The sequence below is a fragment of the Kitasatospora sp. Ki12 genome (genome assembly GCF_054601375.1).
In genome coordinates this window covers 1237969-1258153 of sequence record NZ_BAAIHT010000001.1, presented here as the reverse complement: position 1 = coordinate 1258153, position 20185 = coordinate 1237969, and the positions used below count along the sequence as shown (strand labels likewise).

The window sequence follows — 20185 nt, the reverse complement described above, 5'->3', positions numbered from 1 at the left end:
CGCGCGGTGCGTCGTGAGGGTATGAAGCGCGAATCGATGCGCCCGGGGGGCTCCGGATCCGATCCGTTCGACGAGTTCGTCGCGGCCCGGTACCAGGCACTGCTGCGGGGGGCGTACTTGATCACCGGGGACGTCCACGACGCCCGGGACCTGCTGCACGACGCCCTGGCGCGGGTCTACCCGAAGCGGACGGCGATCCGGGACGCGGCGGCGGCCGAGGGGTACGTGCGGACGACGATGGTCCGCACCCACGTCTCGCGGTGGCGGCGGACCCGGCGGGAGGTCCTCACCCCGGTGCTTCCGGACTCGCCGGGGACACCGGTGGCCGAGCGGGACGAGCAGCTGGCGGCGGCGATGCGGGCCCTGCCACCGCGCCAGCCGGCGGTGGTGGTGCTGCGCTACTACGTCGACCTGCCGGTGGCGCGGGTCGCGCAGGAGCTCGGCTGCTCGGTGGCCACGGCGAAGACGCATCTGGCGCGGGCGATGAGGACGCTCCGGCAGGAGCTGACACCGGCGAGGGAGATGGTGGGTCATGGCGACTGAGGACAGGGCGGGCGAGGGTCCCGGCGACCGGTTCGAGGAGGACCTGGTGGGCCGGCTCGGGGCGCGGGCCCGGGAGGTGGGCGGCAGCCCGCCGCTGGCCGCGCTGCACCGGGCCGGCCGGCGCCGGGCCCGGTCGAGACTGGTGGCGCGGTCGGTGGCGGGGGCGGCGGTGTTCGCCCTGGGGGTGGGCGGGCTGGCCGTGTGGGGCGGGGGCACGACCGGGGCCGCACGGGGGTCGGTCCAGGTCGTGGGCGGGGGGTCGTTGTCCCCGTCCCCGGGGACGGGGGTCCGGCCGCCCGCCCCGACGGCGTCGCCGTCGGGCTCGTCGTCCTCGTCGGCGGACACGGGCGGGCTGCTGCTGCTCTGCCCGAACGGGCCGGCCTCGCTGCGGCTGCCCACCTGGGAGGAGGTGATGGCCTCGTCGACGACGTCCTCGCGGCCGCCGTCCGGTCCGCCGTCCGGTCCGCCGACCGGTCTGCCCTCGGGGCTTCCCTCGGGTCTTCCGTCGGGGCCGCCCGTGTCGGTGACGACGACGCCCCCGTACGTGCCGTCCACGGGGGCGAGCAAGAGTGCCGGGCCGGACGACCCCGACCCGCTCCGGGTGGCCGCCGACATCAGGCGGCTGGGGGCGGAGAAGTACCCGGACCACTACTTCGGCGTCTGCGAGAGCATCCTGGACCACGGGGTCTACGTGATGCGGGTGCCCGGCTCCGACCTCGACGCCGTCGTGCTGGACACCGTGCGCCACCCCGGGGTGACGATCACCTTCGTGGACGTGCCCGGGTCGCGCCGGCACTACCAGGCGCTGGCGCGGCGGATCACGGTCGACGACAGCGGCTACTGGGCGGCGCGGGGGGTGACCATCTCCGGGGTGACGATCTCCGAGGACGGTGCCGGGGTCCTCGTGCACACCCCGCAGGTCGCCACCGCCAAGGCCGACGTGCTGGCCCGCTACGGGGCGGAGGTGATCGAGGTGCGGCCGCACAACTGACCGGAAGGCGGGCGGGGCCGGCCCGAAAGCGGAGGGGCCGACGGCACGCGGCGGTTTCTAGCCGTCGGCCCCTCCGTCGTGCCCGGGATCAGCCGGTGTTGCGCAGGCCGGCGGCGATGCCGTTGACGGTGAGCAGCAGCGCGCGGGCGCGCAGCGGGTCGTCGTGGCGGCCGGCCGAGGTCTCCTCGCGCTGGCGGCGCAGCAGCGCGACCTGGAGGTAGGAGATCGGGTCGAGGTAGGCGTCGCGGACGGCGAAGGTCTGCTTCAGCACCGGGTTGTGCTCCAGCAGTTCGTCCTCGCCGGTGAGCCGGAGCACCTCGCGCAGGGTGAGGGCGTGCTCGTCCTTGATCTGGTCGAAGACGTGGCGCAGCTCGCCGGGGACCAGCTGCTCGACGTAGTGGCGGGCGATCCGCAGGTCGGTCTTGGCCAGCGTCATGGCGACGTTGGACAGGAAGTTGCGGAAGAAGTGCCACTCGCCGTACATCTCGTCCAGCACGTCGCCCAGGCCGGCCGCGCGGGCGGCGGCGAGGCCGGAGCCGACGCCGTACCAGCCGGGGACGATCTGGCGGGACTGGGTCCAGCCGAAGACCCACGGGATGGCCCGCAGGCCGTCCAGGCCGGCGCCGGAGTCGGGGCGGCGGGACGGGCGGGAGCCCAGGTGCAGCGAGGCGAGCTGGTCGACCGGGGTCGAGGCGAAGAAGTACTTCGGCAGGTCCTCCTGCTCGACCAGGCCGCGGTAGGCGGTGTGGGCGGCCTCGGAGACCCGGTCCATCGCGGCGTCCCAGCGGGCCAGCTCCTCGGGGGCCTGGCGCGGGGCGGTGTGCAGCGCGGAGGCGGAGAGGGTGGCGGAGATGGTCAGCTCCAGGTTCTCCCGGGCGAGGGAGGGGAGCAGGTACTTGTCGGAGATGACCTCGCCCTGCTCGGTGACCTTGATCTCGCCCTCCAGGGTGCCCCACGGCTGGGCCAGGATGGCCTCGTGCGAGGGGCCGCCGCCGCGGCCGACGGTGCCGCCGCGGCCGTGGAAGAGGCGCAGCCGGATGCCGTAGCGGTGGGCGACGTCGCGCAGCCGGCGCTGGGCGCGGTGGATCTCCCACTGGGAGGTGGTGATGCCGCCGAACTTGGAGGAGTCGGAGTAGCCGAGCATGACCTCCTGGACGTCGCCGCGCAGCGAGACGAGCAGTCGGTAGGAGGGGTCGGAGAGCATCTCGTCGAGGATGCGGTCGGCCTGCTGGAGCTCGTCGGTGGTCTCCAGCAGCGGCACGATGCCGATCGTGGCGATGCCGGCGTGCAGGTCGATCAGGCCGGCCTCGCGGGCCAGGACGGTGGCGGCGAAGACGTCGTCGGCGCCCTGGCACATCGAGATGATGTAGCTCTCGACGATCTCGTCGCCGAAGCGCTCGAAGCCCTCGCGGATGGTGTTGAAGACGCCGAGGGTCTTGGTGCCGGCCTCGTCCAGCGGGGCCGGGGTGGGGGCGAGCGGGCGGCGCGAGCGGAGCTCCTTGGCGAGCAGCCGCTGCCGGTACTCGCGGGGCATGTCGGCGTAGCGCCAGGCCTCCTCGCCGAGGCGGTCGAAGAGCTGGCCGAGGGCGTGGTGGTGGGCCTCGGCGTGCTCGCGCACGTCCATGGTGGCGAGCTGGAGGCCGAAGGCCTCGATGGTGCGGATGGCGCGGGCGAGGCGGCCGTCGGCGATCAGCTCGCCGCGGTGGGCGCGCAGCGACTCCTGGATGAGCCGCAGGTCGGCGACGAGCTCGCGGGTGCCGAGGTAGTCGCGGCCCGCGACGTGCGGGGTGCCGCCGGCCAGGCGCTCGCGGGTGTTCTCCAGCTTGAGCCGGATGCAGGTGGCCTTGAGGCGGTAGGGCTCCTCGGCGTTCATCCGCCGGTAGCGCGGGCTGAGTTCGGGGAGCAGGTGCAGGTCGGTGTTGAGCGAGGCGAGCAGTTCGACCGAGGCGCCGGCCAGCCGCTCGGAGGTGGAGAGGGTGTTGCGCAGGTCGTCGATGGCGGCCAGCGCGTCCTTGATGCCGTACTCGTGCTGGAGGTTGAGGACGTCCCAGGTGACCTGCGGGGTGACGTTGGGGTTGCCGTCGCGGTCGCCGCCGATCCAGGTGCCGAAGGTCAGCGGGCGGACGCCGTCGGGGAGCGTGAGGCCGACCCGGGCGAGCTCCTCGTGCAGCTCCTCCAGGACCTCGGGGACGGCCTCGCGGTAGAGCTCGTCCAGGTAGTAGACGGCGTTGCGGGCCTCGTCGGTGGGCTCGGGACGGGCGATGCGCAGTTCGTCGGTCTGCCAGAGCAGGTCGATGACCTCGGCGAGGCGGCGGTCGGCGGAGCGCTTGGCGCTGCTGGTACGGGCCGGGTCGGCGGCGACCAGGCCGGAGGCGAGCTCCTCGCGGTGGATGCGGTCGAGGAGCTCGCCGATCCGGCGCAGCTTGTTGAGGACGCTGCGGCGGGCGGCCTCGGTGGGGTGCGCGGTGAAGACCGGGCGGACCGCGAGGTGGGCCAGGGTGTCCTCGAGGTGCTTGGGGTCGGCCTCGGCGAGCTGGTCGGCGGTCTGCGCGAGCAGCGAGCCCTCCCGGGCGCGGCGGGTGGCGAACTCGCGGCCGCGGTGCACCTGCTCGGTGACGTTCGCGAGGTGGAAGTAGGTGGAGAAGGCCCGGACGAGCTTGGCGGCGGTGTCCAGGTCGATGTCGGAGAGCAGCTCGGCGGTGGCCTCGCCGTCGGTGCGGCTGAGCAGGCGGACCTGTTCGACCAGGCCCAGCAGCTGGGGGCCCTCCTGGCGTACCAGCGTTTCGCCGAGCAGGTCGCCGAGGCGGCGGATGTCCGCGCGCAGGGCTGCGTTGTCGGCGACGGCCGGGGTGAGGCTGTCCGCCGGGGCGGGGACCGGAGCGGTCACGGCTGGCTCCCTGTGGTGGTGGGGGTTCGGCAACGGCTCATCGTCACAGCTCCACACCCGTGTGGCGGTTGTGACGCGTGCGGACCGCGCTGTCCGACGCGACCAGCATAGGTGTCGGGAGGTGCGCTGTCCGCGAGGTGGCCGGATGGCGGACAGTGCCGCCGAGCAGCGGATGTGGTCTGGACCACTTGGCGGACTCGGGACGTGTGCCGGACAATCCCGGTGGGGAGGGGTGGGGGTTGGCGCATACGCTGTCGGACATGAGCAAGTCGCCTGGGGAGCGCGTGCCGGTTCGGTCGTTCTGGTGGTGGAAGCGGCCGCGGAGCGCCTTCCTGGACATCGGGCTGGCCGTGCTCGCCGCGCTGGAGTGCGCGCTCAGCACGATCGCCTTCCTCTCCGACCGGGTCGAGCTGACCACCGCCGGCCTGGTCGGGATCGCCGTGCTCGGCACGCTGGCCGGCGGTTCGCTGGTGCTGCGCCGGCGCTGGCCGGCCGTCCCGGTCCTGGTCACGCTGATCGCGATGCCCGGGATGCTCGGTGTGGTGCTGCTGGTGGTCGCGCTGTACACGCTCGCGGAGACCTGGGAGTGGCCCACCCGGCGCTGGCGGGTGGTGGCGCTGTCCGCGCTGGCCCTCGCCGAGGCGGTCGCCGTGATGATGGTGTCGATGCTGACCCCCGGCGACCCGACGGTGGAGCAGCCGCCGCTGTGGGGCCAGGTCCTGATCTCGGTGCTGGTGGCGGTCGGACTGACCGTCCCCCCGGTGGTGACCGGCCTGTACGTGGGCGCGCGGCGGCGGCTGATCGAGTCGCTCAAGGACCGCGCGCACGGCCTGGAGACCGAACTGGACCTGCTGGCCGAACAGGCGCAGGAGCGCGCCCGCCGCGCCCGGCTGGAGGAGCGCACCCGGATCGCCCGGGAGATGCACGACGTGGTGGCGCACCGGGTGTCGCTGATGGTGGTGCACGCCGGGGCGCTGGAGCGGATCGCCGCCAAGGACCCGGAGAAGGCCGCGCAGAGCGCCAAGCTGATGGGCGAGGTGGGCCGGCAGGCGCTGAACGAGCTGCGCGAGATCCTCGGCGTGCTGCGGATGGACGACGAGCGGCAGCCGGAGCCGGACTCGCTGGCCGGGCTGCCCCGGCTGGTGGACCAGTCCCGGGCGGCCGGGATGGCGGTGACCCTGACGGTCAGCGGCAGCCGGCAGGAGTTCACCGGCGAGGCCGAGCAGACCGCCTACCGGGTCGTCCAGGAGGGGCTGACCAACGCGCACAAGCACGCGGGCGGCGCACAGGTGTCCGTCCTGCTGGCGTACGCGCCGAACGGGGTGCGGGTGAGCGTGGTGAACGCCTGCCCGGGCGGGGAGCGCGGCGCGGCGCAGCTGCCCAGCGGGGGCAACGGGCTGGTCGGGATGCGGGAGCGGGTGATCGCGCTGGGCGGCACCTTCTCCTCCGGGCCGGAGGCGGACGGCGGGTTCCGGGTCGAGGCGGTGCTGCCGTCCCGGCTGGCGGTCCGGGCCGAGCGGCTGCGGTAGCCGCCGGCCGTCGCCGCGCTGTGCGGGTGCTGCCACCCGCCCGTCCGTCAGCGGTCGTCCGCGGTGCGCAGCCGTTCCGGGGCGGTGCCCAGGACCAGGGCGGTGATCGCCTGGTCGATGCCGTGGCCGAGGAACCACTCGCCGGTGTGGTCGAGGCTGTAGACCCGGCCCTCCTCGTCGACCGCCAGCAGCGCCTGCCCGTACGCCTCCTCGCCGAGCGGGGCGACCTGGGTGCCCAGGGCCCGGCCGAGGTCGAGCAGGGTGCGCGGCTGGTGCAGGCCGCACAGCGGGTCGATCAGGAACGGGGTGCGGGCCAGCTGGCGGCCCGGGCCGGACAGGTCGAAGGCGAGGCCGCCGAACTCGGCCCAGGCCTCCACCGCCGCCGGGAACACCGCGTGCCGGGCGCCGGTGGGCTCGCCGTGCCCGACCAGGGTGTCGGCCCACTCCTCGGCCTGCCGGATCTGCCAGCGGCCGGGGTGCCAGCCGGCCGCCTTGAGCTCGGCGGCGACGTCGGCGGGGAAACGGGGGCGGGTCCGCGCGAGGGTGCCGGCGGCGGCGCTGCCGGTGGCGGACAGGGTGGCCGGCGGGGGCGGGGGCGGGCTGGGCGGATTCAGGACGGACTCCAGGGCTCGGGGACGGGGGGACGGACCGGGCGGGCACTCGGCCGGTCAGCGCGCGGGCGGCCCGACGGCGACGCTCTGCACGGTGAAGTGCTCCAGCATCGGGACGCAGGAGCGGCACGGCGGGGCGTGGGTGCCGTGCGCCGGGTCGCCCTCCTCGCGGATCCGGACGGTCGTCATCCGGGCGCCCTTGAGCGCCTTGCGGGCCTCGTGCAGGGTCATCGGCTTGCGGGCGGCGCGCTTGGAGCGCCGGCCGTCGACCGCCGCCAGGTACTGGGAGAGCAGGACGGCCTCCGGGCAGCGGCCGGTGAACCGCTCGCGGTCCTCCAGCGGCAGGGTGTCCAGGAAGCCGGTGACCAGGTGGTGCAGGACCGGGCGCCGGTCGGCCTTGTCACCCGCCAGGGTGTGCACCTCGCCGCCCTTGAGGGACAGCGCGGCGGCGACGGCGGGCAGCAGGCTGTCGCGGTGGTGGCGCAGCACGGGCGGGTCCGCCGGCTCACCGGTGGTCATCCGTCGTCCTCCTCCTCGTTACCCGGCGTCGGCCGGAGTGGCCCGGCCGGTCGTGGGCAAGCCTGTCAAACGACACCGACATCCGTACAACCGGGGTGCGGGGGTGACGGATACCGGTCGGACCGGACGGGTGGTCACCCGATGCTGGCCGAATGCACACCCCCTCGTCATGACTTGTCCACCGATTTACCGAAAACGCCCCGGGGCCCGGGCGGCGGCCGGTACCGTTCCGGCAGCGGGCCGGGGCGAGGCCGGCCGTCCGGGCGGCCGCCGGCGGGGCCGAATCCGGTGCCCGCGCCGGACGTTGAGGCCGCCGGGGAGGGCCCGTGCCCGCCCGGCGCGGAGCAAGGGGGTGTCTCCTTGGTGGGGTCGGATCAGCGGGCGTCGTCGGGGTGCGTGCATCGGCGCCGCCGAGGATGGAGTCCATGCGGAGCATCGGCGACTGACGAGAAGGCGCCTAGGGGCGTGCCCCGGCGGCGGTCGCCCGGCCCCATCAGGGAGACACCCCCCGGGGGGCTCGCGCGATGACGTCGACACCACAGGCCGGGCACGGGCGCACCGGGAGGGTCCCGGCCGGGCGGGCCGGGGCCGAGCCCTGGCGGACCGGGGCCGAACAGGCCGCCAACCAGGCGCCCGGCGGCCACGTCCCCACCCCGGGGGAGCCGCCCGGGCCGGTGCCGGAGCACCCGGTCGGGCTGGCCGTGGTCGGGGCCGGCTACTGGGGCCCGAAGCTGGTCCGCAACGCGCAGCACACCCCGGCGCTGCGGCTGCACTGGCTCTGCGACCTGGACGAGGCCAAGGCCCGCGCGGTGCTGGGGGAGTACAGCACCGTCGGGGTGACCGGCAGCTTCCGGCGGGTGCTGGCGGACGAGCGGGTCGGGGCGGTCGCGGTGGCCACGCCGGCGGGGGCGCACTACGCGCTGGTCCGGGCGGCGCTGGAGGCCGGCAAGCACGTGCTGGTGGAGAAGCCGATCACCACCTCCTCCGCCGAGGCCGAGGAACTGGTCGACCTGGCCGAGCGGCGCGGACTGGCGCTGATGTGCGACCACACCTTCTGCTACACCCCGGTGGTGCGCCGGATCCGCGAGCTGGTGCACGGCGGGGAGATCGGGGACGTCCAGTTCTTCGACTCGGTGCGGATCAACCTCGGCCTGGTGCAGCCGGACGTGGACGTGCTGTGGGACCTCGCCCCGCACGACCTGTCGATCCTGGACTTCGTCCTGCCGCCCGGGGTCGAACCGGTCGGGGTGTCCGCCCAGGGCGCCGACCCGATCGGCGCCGGCCGCGCCTGCGTCGCCTACCTGACGGTCCGGCTCAGCAACGGCGCGCTGGCGCACTGCCACGTCAACTGGCTCTCCCCGACCAAGGTCCGCACCACGCTGATCGGCGGCTCGCGGCGCACCCTGGTCTGGGACGACCTCAATCCGCAGGCCCGGCTGGCGGTGCACGACCGCGGGGTGGACCTCACCCCGCCCGACCAGCTCACCGACGCGATCCGGCACCGGGCGCTGATCTCCTACCGGGTCGGCGAGATGGTCGCGCCGGCCCTGGTCGAGCAGGAGGCGCTGCGCAACGTCATGACCGAGTTCGCCGCCGCCATCACCGAGGGCCGGGCCCCGCTGACCGACGGCCGGGCCGGGGTGCGGGTGCTCCAGCTGCTGGAGGCCGCCTCGCTCAGCCTGGAACTCGGCGGCGCGACCGTCCCGGTGGGCACGGCGGCCCGGGCCGGGGCGGAGGCCCGGTGAGCGGCGACGGGGTGAAGGGGGGCGAGGCGGCGGAGGGCGAGGTGGCGGAAGGCGTACCGCTGGTCGACCTGGCGGCGGCGCACGCCGAGGTCGAGGCCGAGGTCCGGGCCGGCTTCGACCGGGTGCTCGCCTCCGGCGGCTTCGTCAAGGGGCCCGAGGTGGCCGGGTTCGAGCGGGAGTACGCGGCCTTCGCCGGCGCCCGGCACTGCGTGGGCGCCGGCAACGGCACCGACGCGCTCGAACTGGCCCTGCGCGCCCTGGACCTGCCGCCCGGCGGCGGGGTGGTGCTGCCCGCCAACACCTTCGTCGCCACCGCCGAGGCGGTGCTGCGGGCCGGGCTGCGGCCGGTGCTGGTGGACGCCGACCCGGCGCACCTCCTGATGGACCCGGAGCGGGCCGCCGCCGCGCTGGGCGGCGCGGTCGCGCTGCTGCCCGTCCACCTCTTCGGCCAACTCGCCCCGATGGGGCCGCTGCTGGAGGCGGCCGACGGGCGGCCGGTGGTGGAGGACGCCGCGCAGTCCCAGGGCGCCCGGCAGCACGGGCGCACCGGGTACGGCCGGATCGCGGCCACCAGCTTCTACCCGGGCAAGAACCTCGGCGCCTACGGCGACGCCGGCGCGGTGCTGACCGACGACGACGAACTCGCCGACGCCGTACGGCTGACCGGGGACCACGGCGCGCGCGACAAGTACCGGCACGAACGGTTCGGCTGCAACTCCCGGATGGACGCCCTGCAAGCCGTCGTGCTGCGCGCCAAGCTGCGCCGGCTGCCCGCCTGGAACGCCGCCCGCCGGGCCGCCGCCGCCCGCTACGACGCGCTGCTGGGCGGGCTGGACGGGCTCACCCTGCCGCGGACCGCGCCCGGCAACGAGCACGTCTGGCACCTGTACGCGGTGCGGATCGGCCCGGGCCGGGACCGCGACGCGGTGCTGGCCGCACTGCACGCCGCCGGGATCGGCGCCGGGGTGCACTACCCCGTGCCGGTCCACCTGCAGCCCGCGTTCCGTCACCTCGGCCACCGCGCCGGGTCGTTCCCGGTCGCCGAACGGGCCGCCCGCGAACTGCTCAGCCTGCCGCTGCACCCGCACCTCACCGGCGCGCAGCAGGAGCGGGTGGCACGGGTGCTGGCGCGGGCCCTGGACACCCGGGGGTGACCCGGTGGTGACCCGGCGGTGCCCCGGTCCGCCGGGGCGGTCCGCCGGGCCGGGGGTTGAGGACAGGCTCTAGGCTGGTGCCCAGCAAGCACCGAGTAATTGCAGCAGCCAGTGGGGGCTCCCAGATGACGACAGGTCGGCCCGGCGTCGCCGCCGCACCGAACGCGGCGTACGCAGGTCAGGTGGTGCAGTTCCCGGATCCGGTCCGCGCGGAGCGGCACCCCGCCGGGGTCAGCATGGACGAGTACGGCTACCCGGACTTCGGCCCGTACGCGGCCGCCGCGGCCGAGGTCGCCGACCCGCCGGAGGGCTTCGGCGTGGACGAACTGCGGCTGACCGACTACGTCTCGGCCAATGCCGCGCTGTACACCCAGGGCCACCCGCTCTGGGCCGACCTGGAGACCGCCGTGGCCACTCCGCCCGGCTGGACCTGGCACCACGCCGTCGGCCGGGCCGCCCCCGGCTGGCGCCGGATGGAGCTCGTCCCGGTCGAGGTCAAGGCGCTGCTGCGGCACCACGGCGGCCTGGCCACCTCCTCCGCCGACCACACCCGCCGCGGCACCCGCCCGCTGCAGGAGCGCCGGCCCGTCCACTTCGCGCTGGCCCTGGACGGCGGCGACCCGATCGGCGTCCCCGAGGACCTGGTGCAGCGCGCCGAGGAGCGCCTCGGCTACCGGCTGCCGGGCGCCTACCGCACCTTCCTCAAGCTGGGCGGCGGCCGCGGCCCGGTCGGGGTCGCGCTGGACACCGAGCTCGGACTGCTGCTCGACCAGCCGTTCCTGACCCTCACCGAGGAGTACGGCACCGAGGACGTCGTGTACGCCAACAAGTGCCTGCGCGACCACCTCACCAAGGACTACCTGGGCATCGCCTACGCGCAGGGCGGGCTCGTCGCGCTCAAGGTCCGCGGCGAGCGGACCGGCTCGGTCTGGTTCCACCTGTACGACGACGCCCGCGACTCCGGCGCCTCCGAGGCCCCGGAGGACCGCTGCGCCCGGCTGCTGCTGCCCTGCGGCGAGGACTTCGACGACTTCCTGCTGCGGCTGGCCGGCAGCCCGCCGGAGCTGGAGACGGTCGCGGAGCTGATGGTGGACGGCGGGTTCGCCCGGGCCGTCCCGGTGGGCTGATGCGCGGGGCCGCGGTGGCCGCGGGGAACGCGGTGGTGCTGGTGGAGCGGGGGACGACGAGGATGCGGACAGGGGTGAACCGGGCGTGGTGACGTACGCGCAGGCGCAGGAGCTCGCCGAGGAGTGGATCAACGGCGGGGTGCCGCGCTCGCAGCAGCGCGAGGTGCGGGTCCGGGAGTTCGACCTGGGCTTCGTCTGCTGGGCGATGCCGCCCGGGGGCGGGGACGCCGGTCCGGACGGCCCGGGGTCGGGCTCCGGTGGTCCGGGCTCGGGTTCGGGTGAGGCGCGGCTGGTGATCGCCCGGGACTCGGGTGCCAGCACGCTCTGGCCGGCCCTGCCCGTCAACGAGGTGGTCCGGCAGTACGAGGAGATCTACGGGCGGCCGGTCGCGGCCAACCCGGCCGGGGCGGCGAAGCCCGCGCCCGGACCGGTGGAGGCGACCTCCTTCCTGCTCAGCCCGCCGCAGTGGCTGCAGGAGGCCGGGGCCGCGGCGATCGCGGCGGAGGCGGAGCGGCTGGGGGGCGGTGCGGCCGCGCCGGCCCCTGCGCCTGCACCGGTTCCTGCTCCGGCGCCGACGCCTGCGCCCGCGCCCGTCGAGGAGCCGTTCGCTCCGATGGCGCCGCACGCGCCCGCCGTGCTGACCGAGCCGCCGGTCTCCGACCGGCCCGCCGGCGACGCGCCGACCATGCTCGCCCCGCCGCCCGGCCACGACGAGCCGTTCGTCGTACCGCAGCCGCAGCCGCAGCCGCAGCCGCACCCGCAGGCCGCCTCGCCGGTGCCGCCGACCGCCGCGCCGCCGGTCGGTGCCGAGGCGGCGACCGTCCTGATGCCCGACGGGCTGCGCACCACCGGCTCGGACCTGCCCGACGCGCCCGCTCCGGCCGGCGCCGAGGCCGCGACCATGCTGATGCCGCCGGCGAGTGGGGGCTACGGCATGCCGCCGGTCCCGCCGTCCGCAGAGCAGCCCCCGGCCGCGCCGCCGGTCGGGCCCCCCGCGCCCGCCCCGGCCGCCGAGCCGGCACCGACGCTGCTCGCTCCGCCGGACTCGATGCCCGGGCTGATGGGCCTGCCGGGGGCCCCGGCCACCCCGCCCGGTGCCCCGGTGGAGCAGGCGCCGACGATGCTCGCCCCGCCCGGTGGCGTGCCCGGCCTCGGCGGTCTGCCCGGTGCTCCGGCCGGTCCGCCGCCGCCCGGCGCCCCGGTGGAGCACGCACCGACCATGCTGGCCCCGCCCGGCGGTGCCCCCGGGCTGGCCGGTCTGCCCGGCGCCCCGGCCGCCGGGGCGCCCTCCGGCGGGGCGCCGCAGGGCGGGCCCGGCCGGGCCCCGGGCTCGGCCCCGCCGCCGCCCGCGCCGGCCGGGCTGCGCGGTTCCGCCGGTTCGCCCGGCGCGGGTGCCGCCGCCGGCGGGCTGGGCCGCAACTCCGGCTCGGCCCCGCCGCCGCCCCCGCCCGCAGGGCTGAAGCACACCCCGGGTTCCGGCACGCCGGGCGGCGCCCCCGGCGGCCGGTCGGCCGGTTCGACCCCGCCGCCCCCGCCCCCGGCGGGCCTGCGGGCCGGTGACGCCCCGGCCCCGCAGGGCACTCCGGCCGGCGGCACGCCCTCGGCGGGGGTGGCGTACGAGGCGACCCAGCTGGCCGGCGCGATCGACCCGGCGCTGCTGGGCGGCCCGGCGGACCCGGGCACCCCGCCGTCGGGCGGCCCCGCCGTCCCGCCGCCGCCCGGCGGTCCGGCGGCCCCGGCCGCGCCCGTGGCCGGCTACGGCTACCCGAACGCGGGCGGCGCCGCCGGGGTCGTGCCCCCGGCCGCGGTGCCCGGTTCGCCGCAGCCCGCGCCGGTGCCCCCGGGGGTGCCCGCGGTGGGTCCGGGCTACTTCGCCGCGCTCAGCTACCGGGGCCCGGACGGCTCGGAGCAGAAGCTGCTGCACCGCAGCGAGCCCGGCACCCCGCACCCGGAATGGAAGATCCTGCAGGACCTGCGCCGGCTCAACGTGCCGCCGGAGCAGGTGCTGGAGCTGTACACCGAGCTGGAGTCCTGCGACCTGCCGGGCGGCTACTGCAACCGCATGATCGCCGCGTCCTGGCCGAACGTCCGGCTCACCCACACCGCCCCGTACGGCCGTGACCACGCGTCCCGGCAGGCCGGGATGGCCGAGCTGCTCGACCACCTGGACGAGCTGCACCAGCTGGCCTCCGGTGCCCAGCGGGTCCGCCCGTTCCGGGTGCCGCTGCCCGCGCCGGGGACGGTCCAGGCGCTGCCGCCGCTCCCGCCGCAGCAGCTGGCCCAGGAGGTCGGCACCGCCTTCGGGCAGAACGTGTTCCGCTACGAGCAGCGGGCCGTCTCCCGGCAGGGCGTGCCCGAGCCGGTGTCCCAGAGCCTGATGTGGGCCGGGCTGCCGCGCGACTTCGGGCCGTTCTTCTGGGCGCAGGCGCAGGAGGGCCGTCCGATCCCGACGCTCGCCGAGCTGGCCGCCGAGCGCGGCCTGCCCGCCGGCCCGGACTTCGGCGGCTACCTGGTGCTCGGCAACGACTACGGCCGCCAGCTGTGCGTCCAGTACGGCACCGCGAACGTGGTCGCCGTGGACGTCGATGGAACCGGCCAGCCGCCCCGGTTCGTCAACAGCGGTGTACCGGAGTTCGTCCGCGCGCTGGCCCTGCTGGGCCGGATGTGGCGGCTCCGGTACGGGCTGACGCCGGACCAGGCCGGTCGCTGGACGACCGACTTCCAGGCCCAGCTCGCCGCGATCGACCCGGCGGCCCTGCAGAACGCGGACACCTGGTGGGCCGTGCTGCTGGAGCAGTTCTGGGACGGTCTGCTGTAGCGGACCGTTACGGATCCTCGCAGGTGGGGAGGGGTCGTTCCGGTGTCCGGGACGGCCCCTCCGGCATGCCGCCGTGGCTGTGCCTCGTTGGGGTTTTGCCCGGATCTGCGCAAAATAGGTCAAGAGGATGGGTCTACTCGTCCGGTCCTCGACGTATTCAGGTCCGCAGGACGACCGAATCCGGCCCCGGTGTCCGAACCGGTTCCGGATCCGGGCGTTCCGTCCGATCATGGGCTCCGCAGCCCGCGAACGAGGGGAAGAGCCCATGAGCGACGCCGTCCCCCAGAACGGCTTCACCCAGGCCCGGCGCGGCTACGCGCCCGATCAGGTCGAGCGAGCCCTCGCCGCGCTCACCGCGCAGCGCGACGAGGCGTGGGAACGGCTGAGTGTCCTGGGTGCCGGGATCCGGCAGATGGAGGCCCGGCTGGCCGACATCCGCAGGGCCGCCGAGGAGGCCCCGGAACCCGACTACCAGGTGCTCAGCGAAGAGGCCGCCGGACTGGCCGTGATGGCCGCGAACGAGGGCCGCGCCGTCCGGGAGAAGGCCGAGCGCTTCGCCGAGGACCTCCGCGACGAGGTCTACGAGGCAGGCCAGGCGGCCGACCGGGCCGCCAAGGAGTACGCGACCACCACCCGCGCCGAGGCCGACGCGGCCGCCCGCCGCACCGAGGAGCGCACCCGCGCCGAGGCCGAGGGCATCCGCGCCGACGCCGACCGGGACAGCCGCGCCGCCCGGGACGCCGCCACCGCCTACGCCGCCAAGGTGCGGGTGGCCGCGGCCGAGGCCAGCGAGCAGGCCGAGGCCGAGCTGGCCACCCGGCGCCGCAAGGCCGACGAGACCTTCGCCGAGGCCCAGGCCGCGGCCGACGCCGAGGAGACGGAGGTCTCCGCGACCGCCGAGCGCCGGGTCAAGGAGGCGGAACAGCAGCGGGAGACCGTGCTGAACCGGATCAAGCAGCTGGAGACCGACGCCCAGGCCAAGGCCGACCAGCTGATCGAGCAGGCCCGCCGGGAGGCCGAGAAGGTCAACGCGGCGAGCGAGCGCGAGCAGCGCGAGTTCGACACCCGGCTGGACACGGTGCAGCAGCACCTGGACCACATCAAGGCCACGCTGGCCTCGCTCACCGGAGCGGCGGTCGGCCAGATCGAGCCCCAGGGGCTGGCGGCGGCCGTCGCGGCCTCCGCTCCGGCCGACGCGGCTCCTGCTTCCGCGGCGGGTGCGGCCGCTCCGGCCCCGGCGGACGCGGTGGCCGACGCGGCGCCGGTGGACGCGGTGGACGTGGTGGCCCCGGCGGACTCGGAGGCGGACACCGGGGAGATCCCGGTCACCAACCTGCGGAAGGCCTCGGCGCGGGTCGCGGGCCCCGCGCGGACGCCGGTCGCGGACGCCGCCCCGGCCTCCGGCTCGGCCGGGACGCGGGAGAAGGCGACGGCGGTGCTGCGCGCGCCGGTGGTGGGCGGGAGTGCCGGCAAGGCGACCGCCGAGTCCGTGGTGACCGGCCCGGTCGCGCCGGTGGTTCCGGTGGCGGTGCCGCCGAAGCCGGCCTCGCCGCCCCCTGCGGTGCCCGACGGGGACGCCGGGGGCGCTGCGGCCGGTGCCGGTGCGGGCGTCGGCGCCGAGCAGGAGCCGGAGGACGAGACCCGGATCATCCCGAAGATCATCATCGTGGACGACGGCACCGGTTACGCGACCCCCAACACGGTCAGCTACCGCCGCCGCTGAGGGCGGACCCGGCCCGGCCCCGGCCCCTCGTAGGCCGGTGCGCCGGGCCGGCGCGGTTTCAGCGGAACTCTTGCGTCCGGGGTGCGGGCGCGTCCGGGGCGTGGGTCCGGGGCGTGGGTCCGGGCGTGGCGCGGGCGTGGTGCGGGCGCGAGCCGGGGTGCGGGTGCACGGGGCGGGAAAAGAAGTAGGCCGAGACCCGTGGCGCCCTCCAGGAAAGGGCGCCACGGTTCCCGGCGCTTGGGCGGGCGCCCCCACCCAGGGTCGCCCGGCCTCGCACCTCCGACCCCCATCGGGGGTGCGACAGTGCCGCCGCAGCCATCCCCCACGGTTGGGTGCGGCGGGCACGTTCACCATGGTGCGCGATCTCCATGGACGGCCAGTGACAGGAGTATGTCCAGTTCGTGGCGGATCACCGTGCCCTGTTCGGCGCGGCTTCCGCTCGGTTCGTCCACCCGTCGGTCCGGTGCTCCGCCCGGTGTTCCGGCCTGCGGTTCGTCCTGCGGTCGGTCCTGTGGTTCGTTCCCGCGCGGCCTCGCCGGGGCCGTACGCCGCGTGCGTGTCCGTGCCGCGGCGTAGGCTGGAGACCCCCGGCCGCTCGGCGTGCCGGGCCGTTCGCGTTGCCCTGGCGGGCCCTCGTCGCCCGGGGGCAGCTTCCGCCACGGGACGAAGAAGAGACCCCAGATGAGCCTGACCGGACTGCTCGATGTCGTCGCGCGGGACGCGGCGCTCGCCGAGGCGATCGGGGCGGCCACCGCCACCGGCGCCGCGGCCGGCGGACGCCGCCACCTGGACCTGGTCGGACCGCCCGCCGCCCGGCCCTTCGCCATCGCCGCACTGGCCCGGGCGCTCGCCGGGCAGTCCGCCGGGGAGCACGGCCGTCCGGTGCTCGCCGTCACCGCGACCGGCCGGGAGGCCGAGGACCTGGCCGCCTCGCTGCGCTCGCTGCTGCCCCCCGACGCCGTCGCCGAGTACCCGGCCTGGGAGACCCTGCCGCACGAGCGACTGTCGCCCCGCTCGGACACCGTCGGCCGCCGGCTCGCCGTGCTGCGCCGGATCGTGCACCCGCGGGCGGACGACCCGGCGGCCGGGCCGGTGCAGGTGATCGTCGCCCCGGTCCGCTCGGTGCTGCAGCCGCAGGTCAAGGGGCTGGCCGAGCTGGAGCCGGTGGCCGTCCTGCGCGGGGAGTCGCACGACCTGGAGGAGGTGGCCCGCCGGCTCGCCGCGGCTGCCTACGCGCGCGTCGAACTGGTCGAGAAGCGCGGTGAGTTCGCCGTCCGCGGCGGCATCCTGGACGTCTTCCCGCCGACCGAGGAGCACCCGCTGCGGGTGGAGTTCTGGGGCGACGAGGTCGAGGAGATCCGGTACTTCAAGGTCGCCGACCAGCGCTCGCTGGAGATCGCCGAGCACGGCCTGTGGGCGCCGCCCTGTCGCGAGCTGCTGCTCACCGACGAGGTGCGGGCGCGGGCCGCCGAGCTGGCCGCCGAGCACCCGGGGCTGGCCGAGATCCTGGACAAGATCGCCGAGGGCATCGCGGTCGAGGGCATGGAGTCGCTGGCGCCGGTGCTGGTGGACGACATGGAGCTGCTGGTCGACGTGCTGCCGCTCGGCTCGGTCGCGGTGGTCTGCGACCCGGAGCGGGTCCGCACCCGGGCCGCCGACCTGGTGGCGACCAGTCAGGAGTTCCTGCACGCCTCCTGGGTCGCGGCCGCGTCCGGCGGGGACCGGCCGATCGACCTGGAGGCGATCGACGTCTCCGCCGCCTCGCTGCGCTCGCTCGCCGAGGTGCGCGAGCACGCCGCCGAGATCGGGCTGCCCTGGTGGTCCGTCAGTCCGTTCGCGACCAGCGAGTCGACCATCGACGGCATCCTGGAGATCGACACCAACACCCTGACCCTCGGCATGCACGCCGTCGAGGCCTACCGCGGCGACACCGCCCGGGCGATCGCCGACGCCAAGGAGCGGCTGGCCGCCGACTGGCGGGTCGTCATGGTGACCGAGGGGCACGGGCCGGCGTCCCGGCTCGCCGAGGTGCTGGGCAACGAGGGCATCCCGGCCCGTCTGGTCGCCGACCTCGCCGAGGCGCCCACCCGGGACGTCGTCTACGTCTCCTGCGGCTCGATCGAGCACGGCTTCGTGGACGAGGCCCTGAAGCTCACGGTCATCACCGAGACCGACCTGTCCGGCCAGAAGTCCTCCACCAAGGACATGCGCCGGATGCCCTCGCGCCGCCGCAACGCGATCGACCCGCTGGCGCTCGTCGCCGGCGACTACGTCGTCCACGAGGCGCACGGCGTCGGCAAGTACGTCGAGATGGTGCAGCGCACCGTCCAGGGCGCCACCCGCGAGTACCTGGTGCTGGAGTACGCCCCGGCCAAGCGCGGCCACCCCGGCGACCGGCTGTTCGTGCCGACCGACCAGCTCGACCAGGTCACCAAGTACGTCGGCGGCGAGGCCCCGACCCTGCACCGGCTGGGCGGCGCGGACTGGGCGAAGACCAAGCAGCGGGCCAAGAAGGCGGTCAAGGAGATCGCCGCCGACCTGATCAAGCTGTACTCGGCGCGGATGGCCGCCCCCGGCCACACCTTCGGCCCGGACACCCCGTGGCAGCGCGAGCTGGAGGACGCCTTCCCGTACGCGGAGACCCCGGACCAGCTGACCACCATCGCCGAGGTCAAGTCCGACATGGAGAAGTCCGTCCCGATGGACCGGCTGATCTGCGGCGACGTCGGTTACGGCAAGACCGAGATCGCGGTGCGGGCCGCGTTCAAGGCCGTGCAGGACGGCAAGCAGGTGGCGGTGCTGGTGCCGACCACGCTGCTGGTGCAGCAGCACTTCTCGACCTTCGCCGAGCGGTACGCCAACTTCCCGGTGACGGTGAAGGCGCTGTCCCGGTTCCAGACCGACAGCGAGGCCAAGGCCGTGCTGGAGGGGCTGTTCGAGGGCTCGGTGGACGTCGTCATCGGCACCCACCGGCTGTTCTCCTCCGAGACGAAGTTCAAGGACCTCGGCCTGGTCATCGTGGACGAGGAGCAGCGGTTCGGCGTCGAGCACAAGGAGCAGCTGAAGAAGCTGCGGGCCAACGTGGACGTGCTGACCATGTCCGCGACCCCGATCCCGCGCACCCTGGAGATGGCGGTCACCGGCATCCGCGAGATGTCCACCATCACCACCCCGCCGGAGGAGCGGCACCCGGTGCTGACCTTCGTCGGACCGTACGACGAGAAGCAGATCTCGGCCGCGATCCGGCGTGAACTCCTGCGCGAGGGGCAGGTGTTCTACATCCACAACCGGGTGGAGTCGATCGACAAGGCGGCCGCCCGGCTGAAGGACCTGGTGCCCGAGGCGCGGATCGCCACCGCGCACGGACAGATGGGGGAGACCCAGCTGGAGAAGGTCGTCGTCGACTTCTGGGAGAAGGAGTTCGACGTCCTGGTGTCGACCACGATCGTGGAGTCCGGCATCGACATCTCCAACGCCAACACCCTGATCGTCGAGCGCGGCGACACCTTCGGCCTCTCCCAGCTGCACCAGCTGCGCGGCCGGGTCGGGCGCGGCCGCGAGCGCGGCTACGCGTACATGCTGTACCCGCCGGAGAAGCCGCTCACCGAGACCGCGCACGAGCGCCTGGCCACCATCGCCCAGCACACCGAGATGGGCGCCGGCATGTACGTCGCGATGAAGGACCTGGAGATCCGCGGCGCCGGCAACCTGCTCGGCGGCGAGCAGTCCGGGCACATCGCGGGCGTCGGCTTCGACCTCTACATGCGGATGGTCGGCGAGGCGGTGGCCGAGTTCCGCGAGTCGCTGGCGAGCGGCGGGGAACCGGAGGAGGAGCCGCTGGAGGTGAAGATCGAGCTGCCGGTCGACGCGCACGTGCCGCACGACTACGCGCCCGGCGAGCGGCTGCGGCTGCAGGCCTACCGCTCGATCGCGGCGGTCAACTCGGAGGACGACATCACGCAGGTCCGGGACGAACTCGTGGACCGCTACGGCAAGCTGCCCGAGCCGGTGGAGAACCTGCTGATGGTCGCCGCGCTGCGGCTGTACGCCCGGCGGTGCGGCATCGCGGACATCACCCTGCAGGGCTCCAACGTCCGCTTCGGGCCGGTGGAGCTGCGGGAGTCGCAGCAGCTGCGGCTGAACCGGCTCTACCCGCGCAGCCAGGTCAAGGCCGCCGCCCAGCAGCTCCTGGTGCCGCGTCCCAGCACCGGGCGGATCGGCGGCAAGCCGCTGGTCGGCCGGGAACTGCTGGGCTGGTGCAGCGAGTTCCTGTCGGCCATGTTCGACGACCTGGCGGGTTCGAAGAAGTAGCACCCCTCGGCCGGTCGTTCGCGGGGGCGGTTCACGGCGGTGTTTCACGGCGGTCTCGGGCTTCGGCCCGGGGCCGCCGTTTCCGTGTCCGGGTGCCGACGGTGGCGGTTGTGCGGCGTCGGCTGTGAACAGGGCCCCCACTGGTTCGTCGAAGGGCCCGACTTCCTGTGTGGCGGGGTGGGGGCCCGGGCCGGGTGGTGGCATGTACCTGTCTCGGTGTTGGCGGT

Annotated in this window: 12 protein-coding genes; 9 read left to right on the top strand and 3 right to left on the bottom strand. The window is 75.4% G+C overall.

Going from position 1 to position 20185, the window contains the following annotated elements; genetic code table 11:
* Positions 1-21 precede the first annotated feature (21 nt).
* Both ACYP53_RS05295 and ACYP53_RS05290 read left to right on the top strand, forming a co-directional pair.
* A complete protein-coding gene (locus ACYP53_RS05295; protein WP_459646742.1) occupies positions 22-543 on the top strand; it encodes a SigE family RNA polymerase sigma factor in 522 nt (173 codons plus the stop codon).
* Positions 533-1534: a hypothetical protein gene (locus tag ACYP53_RS05290; protein ID WP_459646741.1), complete on the top strand. Its 1002-nt coding sequence runs from the start codon at positions 533-535 to the stop codon at positions 1532-1534. Before ACYP53_RS05295 ends, ACYP53_RS05290 begins: the two co-directional genes overlap by 11 nt.
* Before the next feature lie 88 nt (positions 1535-1622).
* Here the strand turns inward: ACYP53_RS05290 and ppc are convergent, their stop codons facing one another.
* The gene (gene ppc / locus ACYP53_RS05285; protein ID WP_459646740.1) at positions 1623-4421 is read right to left on the bottom strand and encodes a phosphoenolpyruvate carboxylase; all 2799 of its coding nucleotides are present in this window, start codon (positions 4419-4421) and stop codon (positions 1623-1625) included.
* Between the two features lie 260 nt (positions 4422-4681).
* Between ppc and ACYP53_RS05280 the strand changes: the two genes are divergently transcribed.
* Complete coding sequence (locus ACYP53_RS05280; RefSeq protein WP_189924982.1) at positions 4682-5950, top strand: sensor histidine kinase; 1269 nt, start codon at positions 4682-4684, stop codon at positions 5948-5950.
* A 47-nt stretch (positions 5951-5997) separates the two neighbouring features.
* Here ACYP53_RS05280 and ACYP53_RS05275 read toward each other — a convergent pair whose 3' ends face one another.
* A complete protein-coding gene (locus ACYP53_RS05275; RefSeq protein ID WP_189925009.1) occupies positions 5998-6525 on the bottom strand; it encodes an SUKH-3 domain-containing protein in 528 nt (175 codons plus the stop codon).
* A 93-nt stretch (positions 6526-6618) separates the two neighbouring features.
* The gene (locus ACYP53_RS05270; protein ID WP_189924983.1) at positions 6619-7080 is read right to left on the bottom strand and encodes a YwqJ-related putative deaminase; all 462 of its coding nucleotides are present in this window, start codon (positions 7078-7080) and stop codon (positions 6619-6621) included.
* 524 nt (positions 7081-7604) lie between these two features.
* Here ACYP53_RS05270 and ACYP53_RS05265 point away from each other — a divergent pair.
* From ACYP53_RS05265 to mfd, 6 genes are all read left to right on the top strand, one after another.
* Positions 7605-8825 carry a Gfo/Idh/MocA family protein gene (locus ACYP53_RS05265; protein ID WP_459646739.1) on the top strand — a complete coding sequence of 407 codons (1221 nt, stop codon included), beginning with the start codon at positions 7605-7607 and terminating at the stop codon, positions 8823-8825.
* Positions 8822-9979, top strand: a complete 1158-nt coding sequence (locus ACYP53_RS05260; protein WP_459646738.1) for a DegT/DnrJ/EryC1/StrS family aminotransferase — start codon at positions 8822-8824, stop codon at positions 9977-9979. Before ACYP53_RS05265 ends, ACYP53_RS05260 begins: the two co-directional genes overlap by 4 nt.
* A gap of 125 nt (positions 9980-10104) precedes the next feature.
* Positions 10105-11106: an SMI1/KNR4 family protein gene (locus tag ACYP53_RS05255; RefSeq protein ID WP_189924985.1), complete on the top strand. Its 1002-nt coding sequence runs from the start codon at positions 10105-10107 to the stop codon at positions 11104-11106.
* Positions 11107-11191: 85 nt separating this feature from the next.
* A complete protein-coding gene (locus ACYP53_RS05250) occupies positions 11192-13924 on the top strand; it encodes an SUKH-4 family immunity protein (protein ID WP_459646737.1) in 2733 nt (910 codons plus the stop codon).
* Between the two features lie 265 nt (positions 13925-14189).
* Positions 14190-15647: a hypothetical protein gene (locus tag ACYP53_RS05245; RefSeq protein WP_459646736.1), complete on the top strand. Its 1458-nt coding sequence runs from the start codon at positions 14190-14192 to the stop codon at positions 15645-15647.
* Between the two features lie 681 nt (positions 15648-16328).
* On the top strand, positions 16329-19958 hold the full coding sequence (gene mfd, locus ACYP53_RS05240) for a transcription-repair coupling factor (protein ID WP_189924989.1): 3630 nt from the start codon (positions 16329-16331) through the stop codon (positions 19956-19958).
* Positions 19959-20185: the final 227 nt, after the last annotated feature.

Bases quoted from the DNA above. Each gene is read 5' to 3' on its own strand.
- ACYP53_RS05295 (WP_459646742.1), top strand. From the start codon at position 22: ATGAAGCGCGAATCGATGCGCCCGGGGGGCTCCGGATCCGATCCGTTC.
- ACYP53_RS05290 (WP_459646741.1), top strand. From the start codon at position 533: ATGGCGACTGAGGACAGGGCGGGCGAGGGTCCCGGCGACCGGTTCGAG.
- ACYP53_RS05265 (WP_459646739.1), top strand. From the start codon at position 7,605: ATGACGTCGACACCACAGGCCGGGCACGGGCGCACCGGGAGGGTCCCG.
- ACYP53_RS05270 (WP_189924983.1), bottom strand. From the start codon at position 7,080: ATGACCACCGGTGAGCCGGCGGACCCGCCCGTGCTGCGCCACCACCGC.
- ACYP53_RS05280 (WP_189924982.1), top strand. From the start codon at position 4,682: ATGAGCAAGTCGCCTGGGGAGCGCGTGCCGGTTCGGTCGTTCTGGTGG.
- mfd (WP_189924989.1), top strand. From the start codon at position 16,329: ATGAGCCTGACCGGACTGCTCGATGTCGTCGCGCGGGACGCGGCGCTC.
- ACYP53_RS05245 (WP_459646736.1), top strand. From the start codon at position 14,190: ATGAGCGACGCCGTCCCCCAGAACGGCTTCACCCAGGCCCGGCGCGGC.
- ACYP53_RS05255 (WP_189924985.1), top strand. From the start codon at position 10,105: ATGACGACAGGTCGGCCCGGCGTCGCCGCCGCACCGAACGCGGCGTAC.